Annotated in this window: 11 protein-coding genes; 7 read left to right on the top strand and 4 right to left on the bottom strand. The window is 67.0% G+C overall.

The annotated features are described in order from the left end of the window. Positions 1-29 precede the first annotated feature (29 nt). The 3 genes from aceA (at position 30) to AC5P9P_RS17565 (ending at position 5344) form a co-directional block, all read left to right on the top strand. Positions 30-1331 (top strand): isocitrate lyase, encoded by a 1302-nt coding sequence (gene aceA, locus AC5P9P_RS17575; RefSeq protein ID WP_005407653.1) that lies wholly within the window; start codon positions 30-32, stop codon positions 1329-1331. A gap of 417 nt (positions 1332-1748) precedes the next feature. Further along, complete coding sequence (locus tag AC5P9P_RS17570; protein WP_024956231.1) at positions 1749-2789, top strand: GGDEF domain-containing protein; 1041 nt, start codon at positions 1749-1751, stop codon at positions 2787-2789. 17 nt (positions 2790-2806) lie between these two features. Further along, complete coding sequence (locus AC5P9P_RS17565) at positions 2807-5344, top strand: putative peptide modification system cyclase (RefSeq protein ID WP_033833257.1); 2538 nt, start codon at positions 2807-2809, stop codon at positions 5342-5344. On the opposite strand, the gene AC5P9P_RS17560 is transcribed toward AC5P9P_RS17565, so the two are convergent. Continuing rightward, on the bottom strand, positions 5317-5622 hold the full coding sequence (locus tag AC5P9P_RS17560; protein WP_033833258.1) for an NHLP-related RiPP peptide: 306 nt from the start codon (positions 5620-5622) through the stop codon (positions 5317-5319). The two genes, AC5P9P_RS17565 and AC5P9P_RS17560, sit on opposite strands and share 28 nt — an antisense overlap. A 143-nt stretch (positions 5623-5765) precedes the next feature. Between AC5P9P_RS17560 and AC5P9P_RS17555 the strand changes: the two genes are divergently transcribed. Then, positions 5766-6935 (top strand): putative peptide maturation dehydrogenase, encoded by a 1170-nt coding sequence (locus AC5P9P_RS17555; RefSeq protein ID WP_495232983.1) that lies wholly within the window; start codon positions 5766-5768, stop codon positions 6933-6935. A gap of 21 nt (positions 6936-6956) precedes the next feature. Here AC5P9P_RS17555 and AC5P9P_RS17550 read toward each other — a convergent pair whose 3' ends face one another. The 3 genes from AC5P9P_RS17550 to AC5P9P_RS17540 are packed head-to-tail and all read right to left on the bottom strand — an operon-like array spanning position 6957 to position 11765. Next, complete coding sequence (locus AC5P9P_RS17550) at positions 6957-8972, bottom strand: acetyl-CoA carboxylase biotin carboxylase subunit (protein ID WP_414486770.1); 2016 nt, start codon at positions 8970-8972, stop codon at positions 6957-6959. Between the two features lie 8 nt (positions 8973-8980). Further along, a complete protein-coding gene (locus tag AC5P9P_RS17545; RefSeq protein WP_322534891.1) occupies positions 8981-10591 on the bottom strand; it encodes a carboxyl transferase domain-containing protein in 1611 nt (536 codons plus the stop codon). Positions 10592-10601: 10 nt separating this feature from the next. Beyond that, positions 10602-11765, bottom strand: a complete 1164-nt coding sequence (locus AC5P9P_RS17540) for an isovaleryl-CoA dehydrogenase (RefSeq protein ID WP_005407660.1) — start codon at positions 11763-11765, stop codon at positions 10602-10604. A 160-nt stretch (positions 11766-11925) separates the two neighbouring features. On the opposite strand from AC5P9P_RS17540, the gene AC5P9P_RS17535 reads away from it, so the two are divergent. The 3 genes from AC5P9P_RS17535 to AC5P9P_RS17525 all read left to right on the top strand — a co-directional run bounded on the left by AC5P9P_RS17535 (position 11926) and on the right by AC5P9P_RS17525 (position 15023). Further along, the gene (locus AC5P9P_RS17535) at positions 11926-12534 is read left to right on the top strand and encodes a TetR/AcrR family transcriptional regulator (RefSeq protein WP_005407661.1); all 609 of its coding nucleotides are present in this window, start codon (positions 11926-11928) and stop codon (positions 12532-12534) included. 205 nt (positions 12535-12739) lie between these two features. Continuing rightward, positions 12740-13258, top strand: coding sequence for a c-type cytochrome (locus AC5P9P_RS17530; RefSeq protein WP_005407662.1), 519 nt, complete (start codon positions 12740-12742; stop codon positions 13256-13258). Positions 13259-13577: 319 nt separating this feature from the next. Next, entirely contained in the window at positions 13578-15023 is a 1446-nt protein-coding gene (locus AC5P9P_RS17525; protein ID WP_049404814.1) for an ExeM/NucH family extracellular endonuclease, read from the top strand. Positions 15024-15048: the final 25 nt, after the last annotated feature.

Genomic DNA, 15048 nt, shown 5'->3' with positions numbered 1-15048 from the left:
TGCACGCACGAACCGAACTGGAGAAAGACATGAGCAAGCTGCCCACTGCCGAACAGATCCAGCACGACTGGGATACCAACCCGCGTTGGGAAGGCATCCAGCGTAACTACAGCGCCGCCGACGTGGTCCGCCTGCGCGGCACCGTCCACATCGAGCATTCGCTGGCCCGCCTGGGTGCGGAGAAGCTGTGGGCATCGCTGCATGAGCGCGAGTTCGTCAACGCGTTGGGTGCACTGACCGGCAACCAGGCCATGCAGCAGGTCAAGGCCGGGCTGAAGGCGATCTACCTGTCCGGCTGGCAGGTGGCGGCCGACGCCAACCTGGCCGGCCAGATGTATCCGGACCAGTCGCTGTACCCGGCCGATTCGGTGCCGGCGGTGGTCAAGCGCATCAACAACACGCTGCTGCGTGCCGATCAGCTGCACCACGCCGAAGGCAAGGATGACATCGACTTCCTGCAGCCCATCGTGGCCGACGCAGAAGCCGGTTTCGGCGGCGTACTCAACGCCTTCGAACTGATGAAGGCGATGATCGAGGCCGGCGCCGCCGGCGTGCATTTCGAAGACCAGCTGGCGTCGGTGAAGAAGTGCGGCCACATGGGCGGCAAGGTGCTGGTGCCGACCCGCGAGGCCATCGAGAAGCTCAACGCCGCACGCCTGGCCGCCGACGTGCTGGGCGTGCCGACCCTGCTGGTCGCGCGCACCGATGCCGAGGCCGCGGATCTGCTGACCAGTGACATCGACGGCAACGACCGCCCGTTCACCACTGGCGAGCGCACCGTCGAGGGCTTCTACAAGACCCGCAATGGCCTGGACCAGGCGATCAGCCGTGGCCTGGCCTACGCGCCCTACGCCGACCTGGTGTGGTGCGAGACCGGCAAGCCGGACCTGGAATTCGCACGCAGGTTCGCCGAGGCGATCCATGCGAAGTTCCCGGGCAAGCTGCTGGCCTACAACTGCTCGCCCAGCTTCAACTGGAAGAAGAACCTGGACGACGCCACCATCGCCAAGTTCCAGCGTGAGCTGGGCAGCTATGGCTACAAGTTCCAGTTCATCACCCTGGCCGGCTTCCACGCGCTGAACTACGGCATGTTCAATCTGGCCCACGGCTACGCACGCCGCCAGATGAGCGCGTTCGTGGAACTGCAGGAAGCCGAGTTCGAAGCCGCCGAGCGTGGCTTCACCGCGGTCAAGCACCAGCGCGAGGTTGGCACCGGCTACTTCGATGCCGTGACCCAGGCGATCCAGCAGGGCCAGTCGTCGACCACCGCGTTGACCGGCTCGACCGAAGAAGAACAGTTCCACGGCGGGCGCAGCGAACGCGCTGCGTGATGCGGTAGTGCCGGCCGCTGGCCGACACCCACGTGCGCCTTCGGGCACTACGGAGAAGCCGGCCAGCGGCCGGCTCTACCGGGGTCGCGAATCCGATCAGGGTGGCCAGGGAAGGGCCAGGCAACGCCGGCCGGTCGGGGGACTTGCCGGCGTTGTTGTATCGATGGAAACTCGATGAACGCATGCAGCGTCAATCCAGCGCACCCCACAGTCCGGCAACTTGGCCGAAACCCTGTGAAGGTGGCCATCAGATTGATCCGGAACGACTTTTCCCTGGACCGTGGCGGGCAGAACGGCCACCGTGCGCCTTCACATCGGGAAAGCGGACCACACGGCTCAAAATGAGATAGGGCGCACATTTTAAAGCGGTGCTATGCTCCGCGGCTCACCAGGGGACGCTGGCGGCGGGTGCAGGGAATGACCGGCAGGGGTGCGGCCGAGAACAGTGATGTGACGTCAGGTATCGCCCGGGTGGCGATGGCCGAGATCGTGCATGCGCTGCTGTCCGATGCCGAGGTCGCATTGTTCGCCAGATTTGCCCGTCCACGCAAGCTTCATGCCGGGCAGTGGCTGTTCCAGCGTGGCCACCGTGGCGAGCGCATGTACGTGATCCTGGAAGGCCAGATCGAACTGGACTTCGGCGAGGACCTGGTGATCAAGACCCTCGGGCAGCAGGAGTTCTTCGGTGAGCTGGGCCTGCTGGTGGGTGATCACCCGCGCAGCGCCAGTGCGCGCGCTCTGGTGGACTGCGAGGTGCTTGAGCTGGGGCCCGCCGACTTCCATCGTCTGGTGGAATCCGATCCGGGCCTGGTCGCCTACTTCCTGCGCCGCACGATCATGCGCGTGCTGACCAACGAACAGGCGCTGATCAGCCAGCTGCGCCGGCGCAACCATGATCTGGAAACCGCGCTGGACAATCTGTACATCACTACCCACCAGCTGACCCACACCCGTGAACTGGTGCGTACCGATGAACTGACCGGGCTGCACAACCGCCGTGGCCTCACCCTGTACCTGCAGGAATGCCGCGCCGATGGCAGTGGGCTGCCGCAGGCGCTGCTGCTCATCGACTGCGACCGCTTCAAGCAGATCAATGACCGCCATGGCCACCAGGCCGGCGATCGCGTGCTGCAGAGCATGGGCAACATCCTGCGCTCGATGGCCGGTGAGCAGGACCTGGCCTGCCGGCTCGGCGGTGACGAGTTCTGCCTGATCCTGCGTCGTGGCAACCACGAGATCGTGCAGCACGCGGCAGAGTTCATCCTCAGCGCGGTACACGGCCTGCTCGAGCGCAGCCACGGCACGCCGCACGTCAGCCTGGTCAGCATCGGCGCCAGCCTGCTGGACCCGGATGCGGGCTGGAGCGAGTGGTACGCCAGCGCGGATCGTGCGCTGTACCAGGCCAAGCGTGATGGTGGCAACTGCCTGCGTTGGGCAGACGCAGTGGACTCACCCTAGATCGGGAGACAGAGGCGATGAATGGCGACAACGGAACGTCGGCGCCGCACAACCAGCAACTGCGCGCCCTGCTATTCACCGACCTGTGTGACTCGCTGCTGCTGGTCGAACGCATCGGCGATGTCGCTGCCGCCGAACTGTTCCAGGAACACGACCGGCTGGTGCTGGCGCTGCAGCAGCGCTGGAACGGCCAGCTGATCGATCGCTCCGACGGGCTGTTCATGCTGTTCGAGCGCCCGATCGACGCGCTTGGCTTCGCATTGGATTACCAGCGTGGGCTGCAACCGCTGGGGCAGAGACACGAGATCCATCTTCAGGCGCGGGCTGGTCTGCATGTGGGCGATGTGCTGACCTGGGAGAACAGCGCCGAGGCAGTGCGGGCTGGCGCCAAGGCGATTGAAGTCGAAGGCCTGGCCAAGCCGACGGCGGCGCGCCTGATGCAGTTGGCACGTCCGGGCCAGATCCTGCTTTCGGCGGTGGCCGAATCCATCGTGCGTCGCTCCAGTGGGTCGCTGGGCGCGATGGCTGAAGGCCTGCAATGGCGATCGTTCGGGCGATGGCGCTTCAAGGGCGTGAGCCAGCCAGCCGAAGTCTACGGCGTGCAGGCGGCGGGCATGCCCACCCCGGGGCGGCTGCGGCACACGGCCAAGGCCCGGCGTGATCTTCCGTTGTGGCGCCGTCCGCTGGCGATGGCGGCGCAGGCCGCCGTACTGCTGGCCGCAGTGCTTGGTGTCTGGTTGCTGACCCGGCCACAGCCGGCCATCGCGTTCGCCGAACGCGACTGGGTGGTGCTCGGCGGGCTGCATAACCTCACCGGCAATCGACTGCTCGATGACGCCCTGGACCAGGCGTTCCGGATCAGTCTCGAGCAGTCCCGCTACGTCAACGTCGTCAGTGACGACCGCGTCGGCCGCACCCTTGAGATGATGCGGAAACCGCCGGATCGCGGTGTCCGTGAACGTGGCGATGCCGCCGCTGTGGCGGTGCGCACGGGCGCCCGCCTGGTGTTCGTGCCATCGGCGACCGATGTCGGCGGCCGAACCCGCTTCAGCGTGGAGGTGGTCGAGCCGTCGACGCTGCGCACCCTGGCCGTGGTATCCGCCGATGCGAAGGCCGGTGCAGTACTGGCGGCGGTGGACGATGTTTCGCGCCAGCTGCGTGATCGCCTGGGCGAAGAGCCCGCATTGATCCAGCGCGACAGCCAATCCCTGCCGGAGGTGACCACGGGCAGCATGGATGCGTTGCGTGCGTTTGCCTTGGGCCAGAAGCGCTACAGCCGAGGAGATTTCAACGGCGCTATGGCGTTCTTCGGGCAGGCGATCGAGGTCGATCCTGAGTTCGCCCTGGCATGGCTGGGCCAAGCCCGCTGTCGCTTCGCCATGATGAATTACCGCGATGCCCGGCGTCTGCTGGCAGAGGCCGACCGTCGATCAGGGCACCTTACGCCACGCGAGCGCCTGTACGTGCAGAACTGGGCGCTGCAGATCAGTGATCCGGATCGCGCCACCGACGGCTGGGCGCGCATGGCGGAGCTGTATCCGGATTACATGCCTGCAAGCTACAACGCCGGTCTGAATCTTTTCCACGAGAACCGCGTTGCCGAGGCCCTGGCGCTTTCCCGGCGTGTTGCACAAAGCAGGGTCGAGCTGCCTGAGATCGCGCAGGACCAGTACGGCCGCGCCTTGCTGGCCAGCGAGCGCTACGCAGAGGCTGACATCGCGTTCAGCCGTGCCGCCGGCAATGGTTGGGAAGGTGCATTGATGCGCCAGGCGACGGTGGCGGCAGCGCGTTCCGAGTTCGAGAAGGCCAATGCGCTGCTTGGGCGGATCGATCCAGGCAACTTCCATGCTGGCAATTTCGCTACCACGATTGCGCTTGACCAAGGCGATGTCGAGGGCGCCATCAAGCTCGCCGAACAGGGAAGGATGCTTGCCGGACAGCGCCAGGGCATGGATCGGTACAACTTCGACATGCCCCTGGCCGTCGCCTACATGATGGCCGGCAGAAGGTCGAAGGCGCTGATGGTGGCGCGCGTGGCCGCGACCGCGCCGTTCGCAGAGCTGAGCGGCGAACCCGCGGTGGAGGTGGTGGATCGCCTGGTTGCAGCACACGCAGCAGCCTTGCTGGCACTGAGACTGGGCGATGCCGCACCGGCCAAGGCGGTCCAGGCCCGGATGAACGCGCTTCAGGATCTCCCTGACAGCAGCGTGTTGCGCCAGTACGTCACCCTGTTGGCCGGGCGGATGATGCAGCATGAGGGCCGGCCCCAGGCCGGGCTGGACCTGCTCGTACCGCTGCTGAAGAAGCAGCCACGCCTGCAGGTGCGGCTGGCAGTGCGTGACCTGGCGCTGGAGGCGGGCCTGAAGGATGTTGCCCAGGAGCAGACGCGTTGGCTGCGTGATCGCCCCGGATTTGCATATGCAGAAGCGCAATGCAGCTTCTGCCTGCAGGCGCTTAACGTAGTGGATGTGCGGAGGCTCATGGCGGCGCCGGCAATCGAGGCTGCCGACACCATGGCCTCGATGCCTCAGCGCAGCGTGCGCGGCGAGCCGTAACCGTCCTCAAGCATCGGCACGGAGTAGCCGGTACCACTGGTCAGCATGGCGATGATCTGGTCTTCGGCCTGTGCGATGACGTCTTTCTCCGCCAGGCAGATGTTCTTGCAGCAATCCTGGACGAACTGCTGAAGGTCAGCCGGGTTGGATGGAACGTGTCCAGCCAGCAGTATCGCGGCGGCCGTGTCGGTAGCGAAGAGCTGGCGGAAGGTGTCATCGGTGGCGAGGCGCTGAACCAGCGTCCTTGCGACCGGCAGCGAGAGCGTCAACGTGGGCATTGTGTCCTGCATCCATGGAGTGTCGAGGGGCAGTGGTGATGTCGGCTTGGCAAAGCGGTTCTTGAGAGGGTAGAGCGGGAGATGTAAAGGAATCGGGTCGCGGTTCGATAACGTGGATTCACGATGAAGGAAGGGCTGATCCGATGGATGTCAGGCGCTGCGCGATCGTAGTGGTACAGCCCACCGAGCAGATCCGGTTTGAGTTTGAGGGCCTGCTGCGCGGTGGTGATGGGCTGGTGCGCACGCTTGCCTGGAAGGCACTCGCCCCCCACCTGGATGGACCGGTGGTGCTGGACGCTGCGGCACAGGCACTGCTGGGAAGCCTGAGCCCAAGTGCATGGACCACGCTTGAGGCAGGGAAGGCCTGTTCACCTGCCATGGACCTGCTGATCGCCAGTGGCCTGGTGTTGACTCGCGGACAGGATGACGATGTTGCCGCTCGTGACGAGCGGCTGCGTGCAACGCATTGGCACCCCCTGGCTGCGGTCATGCATGCCTTCTCACGCTGGGAGGATGTTGACGCCGTTCGCAACATGCGTGAATCACAGATCGAAACGGCCTCGCAGATGCGCAGGACATTGGGACCGCCGCCACCGCACGCTGCCGCTGCCGACGCTGGGTTGGTACCACTGCCGCCTCAGCAGTCCACCGATTTCGACGCACTGCTGGCGCGGCGCGTCACCTGCCGGAACTTCGATGTCACCCGATCACTGCCGCTGCCCCTGCTGAGCCAGATGCTGCAACGGGCATTCGGCAGCAGCAGCTGCCAGCGCGAAGGCGATGATCTGGTGTTCCTGAAGAAGAACGTACCTTCGGGCGGCGGTCTGCATCCTGTGGAAGCCTACGTGCTGGTGCGCAATGTCGATGGACTTGCCGCGGGCATGTACCTCTATCGAGCGCAGGGCCACGGACTGATGCCGGTTGATTGCCCCGTGGCCATCGATCGCGACTTCGTGATGTCCATGGTCGGGCAGCAGCACTGGTTCGCGGATGCGCACGTGCTGGTGGTCCTGGCCCCACGTTTCAACAGGACGTACTGGAAGTATCGCCAGCATGGGAAAAGCTATCGGGTTGTCGCGATGGAGGCGGGACATCTATCCCAGACGCTGTACCTGGCGGCCACGGATGCCGGCCTGGGAGCATTCATTACTGCAGCGATCAACGAAAAGCCCATCGAACGTGCCCTGGGCCTGGACACGATCAATGAGGGGGTACTCGCGGTCTGCGGTTTCGGATGGCGTGCATCACGGATGACGACCAGCGAACTGGACCCGGCAGGCGTGATCTGGAACCTTGAAGACCGCGCGGGCTGACCCCGCGCGGCCTCTGCTGCATCACGCCGCGTCGAAGTCCACCAGCACCGCACCATCACCCACCTGGTCGCCGGCCTTGGCGCGATAGCCCTTCACCGTCCCATCCGCCGGTGCCTGCAGGGTGTGCTCCATCTTCATCGCTTCCAGCACCACCAGCGGCGTGCCGCGCTTGACCTCGGTACCGGCGGCGACCAGCGTGGCGACGATCCTGCCCGGCATCGGCGCCAGCAGGCTGCCGGCATCCGCCACGGCGTGGTCCGATTCGCCCACCGGATCGTGCAGGGTGAAGCGGTGCTGGCCGTCGGCGCCGAACAGGTACAGCTGGTCACCGTTGCGCAGCAGCTGCAGCGACCAGCGGCGTTCGCCCAGCTGCACGGTAAGATGCTGCGCATCGGCTGTGCCGATCACCTGAACCGGCGCGGCGTCATCGCGCTGCACGCGCCAGCCATCGGCCTGTGCCCACACTTTGAGCGTGTGCTTGCGTTCGCCCTGCTGCAGCGGCAGCACGCGCGGTGCCGATGCGCCGAGGCGCCAGCCATCCTGGGCCTGCCATGGCGAATGCGGGTCGCGCGCGTCGGTGCTGGCACCGGCAGTGCCAGCAACCGCGGCCACGGCGGCCAGCTGCCACAGGGCATCATCCGTTTCGCCCACTGCACTCAATGCCGCCTGTTCGCGTTCGATCAGCGCGGTATCCAGCCTGGCGTGCGCGAACGAATCGGTATTCACCAGCCGGCGCAGGAAGCCGGCATTGGTGGTCACGCCTACCACCTGGCAGTCGGCCAGCGCCTGGCTCATGCGGCGCAGCGCGGCATCGCGGTCCACGTCCCAGACGATCAGCTTGGCAATCATCGGGTCGTAGTACGGAGTGATGCTGTCGCCTTCCTCCACGCCGGTATCCACGCGCACATGGGCCGACGGGATTGGCAGGCGCAGGCGGCGCAGGGTGCCGGTGGAGGGCAGGAAGCCACGGTCGGCATCTTCGGCATACAGGCGCGCTTCGATCGCGTGGCCGTGGATGGCCAGCTGCTCCTGGCGCAGCGGCAGCGGCTGGCCCGAGGCCACGCGCAGCTGCCATTCCACCAGGTCGGTACCGGTGATGTACTCGGTGACCGGGTGCTCGACCTGCAGGCGGGTGTTCATTTCCATGAAGTAGAAATCGCCGTCCGGGCCGGCGATGAACTCCACCGTGCCCGCACCTTCATAGCCCACCGCGCGCGCGGCATCGACCGCCGCCTTGCCCATCGCCGCACGACGTTCCGCGCTCATGCCCGGGGCCGGCGCTTCTTCCAGCACCTTCTGGTGGCGGCGCTGCACCGAGCAGTCGCGCTCGAACAGGTACACCGCGTCACCGTGGCTGTCGCCGAATACCTGGATCTCGATATGACGCGGGCGCTCGACATACTTCTCGACCAGAACGTGGTCGTTGCCGAACGCCGAGGCCGCCTCGCGCTGGCAGCTGGCCAGCGCATCGACGAAGTCCTCGCTGCGCTCGACCTTGCGCATGCCCTTGCCACCGCCACCGGCGCTGGCCTTGATCAGTACCGGGTAGCCGATGGCGTCGGCCTGCGTGCGCAGGAAGTCCGGTGCCTGCTGATCGCCGTGGTAGCCCGGGGTCAGCGGTACGCCGGCCTTGGCCATCAGCGCCTTGGCCGCGCTCTTGTCGCCCATCGCGCGGATGGCGCTGGCCGGCGGCCCGATGAAGGTGATGCCGGCGGCGGTGCAGGCATCGGCGAAGTCGGCATTCTCGGACAGGAAGCCGTAGCCGGGGTGGATGGCCTGCGCGCCGGTCGCGCGTGCCGCGTCGAGCAGCGCATCGCCGCGCAGGTAGCTCTCACGCGCGGCGGCCGGACCAATGCGGATGGCTTCGTCGGCCAGGCGCACGTGGCGCGCGTTGCGGTCGGCATCGGAATACACCGCCACGGTGGCGATGCCGAGGCGGCGGCAGGTGGCGATGACGCGACAGGCGATTTCGCCACGGTTGGCGATCAGGACTTTGGTGAACATGGCAACGGGCTTCATGGGAGCGTGCTCGGTCATGGCATGGATTACATGCGGAACACGCCGAAGCGCGTCTGCTGCGGGGCGGCGTTGAGGCTGGCCGATAGCGCCAGGGCCAGCACCCGGCGGGTGTCGGCCGGATCGATCACGCCGTCGTCCCACAGGCGCGCGCTGGCGTAGTACGGGTGGCCCTGCTGCTCGAACTGGTCGCGGATCGGCGCCTTGAACGCGTCTTCCTCCGCAGCCGGCCACTGGCCGCCCTTGGCCTCGATGCCATCGCGCTTGACCGTGGCCAGCACGCTGGCGGCCTGCTCGCCGCCCATCACGCCGATGCGTGCGTTCGGCCACATCCACAGGAAGTTCGGCGAGTACGCGCGGCCGCACATGCCGTAGTTGCCGGCGCCGAACGAACCGCCGATCACCACGGTGAACTTGGGAACCCTGGCGCAGGCCACCGCCATCACCAGCTTGGCGCCGTCCTTGGCGATGCCGCCCTGTTCGTACTTGCGGCCGACCATGAAGCCGGTGATGTTCTGCAGGAACACCAGCGGAATGTTGCGCTGGGTGCACAGCTCGATGAAGTGCGCGCCCTTCAGCGCCGACTCGGAGAACAGGATGCCGTTGTTGGCGATGATGCCGATCGGGTAGCCGTTCAGATGGGCGAAGCCGGTCACCAGCGTCGCGCCATAGCGCGGCTTGAATTCGTCGAAGCGCGAGCCATCGACCAGGCGCGCGATCACCTCGCGTACGTCGTAGGGCTTGCGCGTATCGGCCGGGATCACACCGTACAGTTCGTGTGCCGGCAGCAGCGGTTCTTCGCTGGCCTGCACCGCCATCGCCGGTTCCGGCTTGCGCCAGTTCAGCTGCGCGATGATCGCACGCACCCGTGCCAGTGCCTGCAGATCGTTGTCAGCCATGTGGTCGGCCACGCCGGATATGCGCGTGTGCACGTCGGCGCCGCCCAGTTCCTCGGCGGTCACTACTTCACCGGTGGCCGCCTTCACCAGCGGCGGGCCGCCGAGGAAGATCGTGCCCTGCTCGCGCACGATCACCGTCTCGTCGCTCATCGCCGGCACGTAGGCGCCACCAGCGGTGCAGCTGCCCATCACGCAGGCGATCTGCGGAATGCCCTGCGCCGACAGGTTGGCCTGGTTGTAGAAGATGCGGCCGAAATGGTCACGGTCGGGGAAGACTTCGTCCTGCAGCGGCAGGAACGCGCCGCCGGAATCGACCAGGTAGATGCACGGCAGGTGGTTCTGTTCGGCAATCTCCTGCGCGCGCAGGTGCTTCTTCACCGTCATCGGGTAGTAGGTGCCGCCCTTGACCGTGGCATCGTTGGCCACGATCACGCACTCCACGCCGCTCACCCGGCCGATGCCGGCCACCACGCCGGCGGCCGGCACGGCGTCTTCGTACATGCCATGCGCGGCCAGCGGCGCGATTTCGAGGAAGGCGCTACCGGGGTCGAGCAGGGTGTCGATGCGGTCACGCACCAGCAGCTTGCCGCGTGCGGTGTGCTTGGCGCGCGCGGCCTCGCTGCCACCCAGCGCGGTGCGCGCCAGGGTGGCGTGCAGATCGTCAACCACGGCCTGCATGGCCGCGCGGTTGGCTTCAAAGGTATCGCTGCCCGGTTGCAGCTGGCTGTTCAGGACGGTCATCGCGGTGGCCTTACAGGGTGCGCTGGAACAGTTCGCGGCCGATCAGCATGCGGCGGATCTCCGAGGTGCCGGCGCCGATTTCATACAGCTTGGCGTCGCGCCACAAGCGGCCGGTCGGGTATTCGTTGATGTAGCCGTTGCCGCCCAGGATCTGGATCGCCTGGCCGGTCAGCCAGGTGGCCTTCTCGGCGGCGTACAGGATGGCACCGGCGGCGTCCTGGCGGGTGGTGCGGCCCTGGTCGCAGGCGCGCGCCACGGCATAGACATAGGCGCGGCAGGCGCCCAGGCCGACGTACATGTCGGCGATCTTGGCCTGGATCAGCTGGAAGCTGCCGATCGCCTCACCGAACTGGTGGCGCTCGTGCACGTACGGCATCACCACGTCCATCGCCGCGGCCATCAGGCCCAGCGGGCCGCCGGACAGCACCACGCGCTCGTAGTCCAGGCCGGACATCAGCACGCGCACGCCACCGCCAACCTGGCCCAGCACGTTTTCTTCCGGCACTTCGCAGTCCTGGAACACCAGCTCGCAGGTGGGCGAGGAGCGCATGCCCAGCTTGTCCAGCTTCTGCGCGGTGGAGAAGCCCTTCATGCCCTTCTCGACCAGGAACGCGGTGATGCCCTTGGCGCCGGCGTCCATGTCGGTCTTGGCATAGACCACCAGCACGTCGGCATCCGGGCCGTTGGTGATCCACATCTTGTTGCCGTTGAGCACGTAGCGGTCGCCGCGCTTGTCGGCGCGCAGCTTCATCGACACTACGTCCGAACCGGCACCCGGCTCGCTCATTGCCAGCGCGCCGACCAGGCTGCCGTCGCACAGGCCGGGCAGGAAGCGCTGCTTCTGTTCTTCGTTGCCGTTCTTGCGCAGCTGGTTCACGCACAGGTTGGAGTGCGCGCCATAGGACAGGCCGATGCCGCCGGAGGCACGCGAGATTTCTTCCATCGCCACCACGTGGGCCAGGTAGCCCATGCCGGTGCCGCCGTATGCTTCTTCCACGGTGAGGCCGAGCAGGCCCTGTTCGCCCAGCTTCGGCCACAGGGCCAGCGGGAACTGGTTGCTGGCATCGGCCTCGGCGGCCAGCGGTGCGACCTCGGCGGCGGCAAAATGGGCCACGCTCTGGCGCAGCAGGTCGATGTCTTCGCCAAGGTCGAAGTTCAGGGATGGCACGTGCATTGTGGTGGCTCCACGACGGGATGGCAGGAAATGGACGCACCCGGCGGGGGAGCGGGCGGCGGTCTGCAGGACCGCTGCCCGCACGGGCGATTGGACCCAGCGTAGCGGGGTTCGGATAAGAAGTGAATACAAATTCAAAAATTGAAACCAGAATCAAAACATGGCCTACAAACGCTCTGCACTGATGGAAGAACGCCTGGCCGGGGCCCGTGAACGGATCCTGCTGGCCACCCGTGAGCTGGTCGCCACCGGCGGCTGGCGCAACGCCCCGGTGACCGCCGTGGCGACCCAGGCGGGGGTATCCACCGGCCTGATCTATCGCCATTTCCCGTCCAAGGCCGAGCTGTTCGTGGAGGTGCTCAACGCCGCGGTGGCCCACGAGGTCGCGATCATGGAGCGCATCGCCAGTGGTCCGGAGGTGGCCAGCGAGCGCCTGCGGCTGGCGATCACCGCCTTCGTTCGCCGCGCCCTGGCCGGGCCGGGGCTGGCGCATGCCTTCATCGTCGAACCGGTCGATCCGGACGTGGAGGCTGAGCGCATGCGTGGTCGTCGCGCCTTCGGCGACGTGTTCCTGCGGCTGGTGGAGGAGGGCGTGGCCGCCGGTGAGCTGCCTGCGCAGGACGCGCATGTGGCCGCCGCCTGCCTGGTCGGCGCCTTCACCGAGGCGATGGTCGGCCCGACCGCACCCAGCCGCGAAGCGCACCGCGACGAAGACGCGCTGGTGGATGCGATCTGCAGCTTCTGCCTGCGCGCAATCGGCGCCCGGTAACGTGGTAGAGCCGGCCGCTGGCCGGTTTCTGCACGATCCATCCGGCGGGATGGCGATGCCGGCCAGCGGCCGGCACTACCGGGCCGGCATGTTGCGCCGCACCAGCAGTGACGCCTGTTGTCGCACGCAAAGCGCGTTCTATACTCGGTCCATCACGCAGTCGCTCAGCCGTGGTCCAACGACTATCAGCCAGGGGTAACGAAGAGTGCGGAATTACGATCTGGAGTTCCTGAAACGCTTCTCCATGGTGATCGCGCTGCTGGCGACCATCACCCTCGGCCTCATCCTCCTTGCCGCCTACATCCACACCCGGATTCCGCCCGAGGTGTCGCCGACGGCGGCCAAGCGCACCGAACAGCGCATTTCGCCCACCGGCGCGGTCTATGCCGGCAGCACCGGCGCCGCCGCGCAGGCAGCGGCCAAGGCCGCCGCGCTGGCCAAGGCCGCCTCGCAGGTGGCCTACGGTGGCACCAAGGACGGCAAGGTCATCTTCGACAACCTGTGCACGGCCTGCCACACCACCGGCGTGGGCATGGCGCCGACGCTGGACCATTCGCACTGGGACAAGCGCATCGCGCAGGGCAAGGACACCCTCTACAAGCACGCCATCGAGGGCTACACCGGCCCGGATGGCGGCATCATGCCGCCCAAGGGTGGCAACCCGGCGCTGACCGAGGAACAGATCCACGCCACCGTGGACTGGATGCTGGGCAACCTGAAGTAGGCGCCGGGACGGCCAAACCGCGAAACGGCGGAAACGTCGGAAACGTCGGAACATGGAACCGCCGAACGGGATGGCGGAACCGCGGAACGGGGGTAGAGTCGACTGTTGGTCGACTGCTCTTCCCAACGCCACCGAAAAAGCCCGCGCTGCGCGCGATAGTCGATTAACAGTCGACTCTACCCGCCGGTCGCCCCAATCGCCGCGGTCGTTCTCCGTCTGCCACCGGCGGCTTTGCCGGCCAAGGCCAAAACCGCGCGCGTCGCTGGGGTTTCGCATTTCAAGGTTAGTCTGTGCGCCTCTTCCATGGAGTCGCCCGCCGATGCGCCGCCGTTCCCTCGCCCTTGCCCTGTCCCTGCTGCTGCCGGCCGGCGCCTTTGCCCAGGCCCAGCCGCAGGCCGCACCGGCCGCGGCGCCCTCCGCTGCGCGCAGCAGCGCCACCGTGGTGCTGACCGCCGCGCCGGCCGACTGGCGTGCACTGGATGGCCAGCGCGTGCGCATCGCCGCACCGCTGACCCTGGCCGGTACCGACGGCCTGGAGCGCTTCGGCCAGCTCACCGTGGCCTTCGATGGCCGCCTCTGGCAGCCGACCGAAGTGGCCACGCCGGGCACTGCCGGCTATGAGCAGGTGATGGCCGACAACCAGCGCCGCCGCCTGGTGCTGGAAGATGGCAGCGATGCCCGCGACCCGGCCAGCGTGGCTTACCTGCCGGGCAACCCGGTGCTGCGCACCGGCATGCAGCTGCGCGATGTGCAGGGCATCGTGCGCATGGATGCGCATGGCCATCCGCGCCTGCAGGTCGAAGGCGCGCTGAAGCTGCCGGAGCTGAAGCGCCCGGCGGTGCCGACCGTGCCGGGCAACCTGCATGTGGCGGCCTTCAACCTGGAGAACTTCTTCAACGGCGACGGCCAGGGCGGTGGCTTCCCGACCCTGCGCGGCGCACGCACGCTGGAGGAACACAAGGCGCAGATGGCCAAGCTGGTCACCACGGTCAACGCGCTGGGCGCCGATGTCGCCGCGCTGATGGAGCTGGAGAACGACGGCTACGGCCCGCAGTCGGCCATCGCCGAACTGGTCGATGCGCTCAACCGCGACCGTGGCGCGCAGGGCGACTGGCGCTTTGTCGACGCGGGCAACGGCCCCGGTGACAACCCGATCCGGGTCGGCATCATCTACCGCAGCGCGCGCCTGCAGCCGGTGGGCAAGCCGGCCACGCTGACCGGTGGCCCCTTCGTCGAGCACAGCCGCGTGCCGCTGGCGCAGGCCTTCCAGGGCAAGCAGGGCGCGCCGTTCGTGGTGGTGGCCAACCACTTCAAGTCAAAGGGCTGCCGCGACGCCGCCGGTGCCGACGCCGACCAAAACGACAACCAGGGCTGCTGGAACGCCACCCGCGTGACCTCGGCGCAGCAGCTGCACGCCTGGCTGCAGACCGACCCGACCGGTACCGGTGCAAAGGACGCGGTGCTGCTCGGCGATTTCAATGCCTACGCGATGGAAGACCCGATCCGCACCCTGCATGACCTGGGCTGGCAGGACGCGTTCAAGGTCGCCAAGATCGAGCATCCCTACAGCTACGTCTACAACGGCTATACCGGCCGCCTCGACCACGCGCTGCTGAGCCCGGGCATGGCCAAGCGCCTGCGCGGTGCCGCCGAGTGGCACAGCAACGCCGACGAGCAGGATGCCAGCGGCTACCAGGGCCGCAACGTGCAGGGCCCGTGGCGCAGCTCCGACCACGACCCGCTGTTGTTGGGTTTCGACAGATAAGGTTCGGCGGGGACCTGCTCTGGGC

The sequence above is a fragment of the Stenotrophomonas sp. YJH_SMC_14-1 genome (assembly GCF_059372275.1).
The sequence above is the reverse complement of the archived record's forward strand: the minus strand, read 5'-3'. Positions and strand labels throughout refer to the sequence as shown.